Source organism: Grimontia marina (assembly GCF_900060185.1).
Taxonomy (GTDB): Bacteria; Pseudomonadota; Gammaproteobacteria; order Enterobacterales; family Vibrionaceae; genus Enterovibrio; species Enterovibrio marinus.
Genome location: NZ_FIZY01000263.1, coordinates 1 through 575, shown reverse-complemented (window position 1 = coordinate 575; position 575 = coordinate 1). Strand labels below are relative to the sequence as shown.

At 41.9% G+C, this 575-nt stretch carries 2 protein-coding genes; both read right to left on the bottom strand.

Annotated elements, in window-relative coordinates:
• A partial coding sequence (locus GMA8713_RS26330) for a MazG nucleotide pyrophosphohydrolase domain-containing protein (RefSeq protein ID WP_306456084.1) occupies positions 1-282 on the bottom strand: 282 nt, incomplete at its 3' end.
• A gap of 134 nt (positions 283-416) precedes the next feature.
• A partial coding sequence (locus GMA8713_RS27180; protein ID WP_339385761.1) for an ACT domain-containing protein occupies positions 417-575 on the bottom strand: 159 nt, incomplete at its 5' end.

Here is a 575-nt window from a genome sequence, read left to right as displayed (position 1 = left end):
CGTAAGTTTTTCATTCACCGTTTCAACAACTTGCGAGAAATCAAACAACCCTTGCTCTTTCGCCATTTGACTATAAAAAATAACTTGAAACAGCAAGTCACCCAATTCTTCTTTGAGATTAGGCCAATCTTGGTTGTGGATCGCTTCCACCACTTCATAGGTCTCTTCGATTGTGTAAGGAACAACCGTGTCAAAAGTTTGCTTGATATCCCAAGGACAACCTGTTTTTGGGTCACGCAACTGTGCCATGATCTGTTCCAGTTGTTCGATTGGGTGGCTCATTTATCCGCTCCTTACATCAATATTTAAAATAAAAAAGCGAGCAGTCATTGCCACTCGCCTTTGAAAACCTAAGGCGCTTGCGTCGCGATTTAATTGCGATTCACGCCAATAAGAGTGTTACTGTGATATGAAATTTAGCCTAGGCGTTTCACCAGCATGACATCTTTGATCTGTTCTACTCGCCTTGCTCCTCGTGACAGCGCTTCGATGTTGCTCACTTCAAGATCAAAATCCATGATAATCAACTGTCTTTTGTAGTCGCTACGACTTTTCATGCTGATGACTTTCACTTT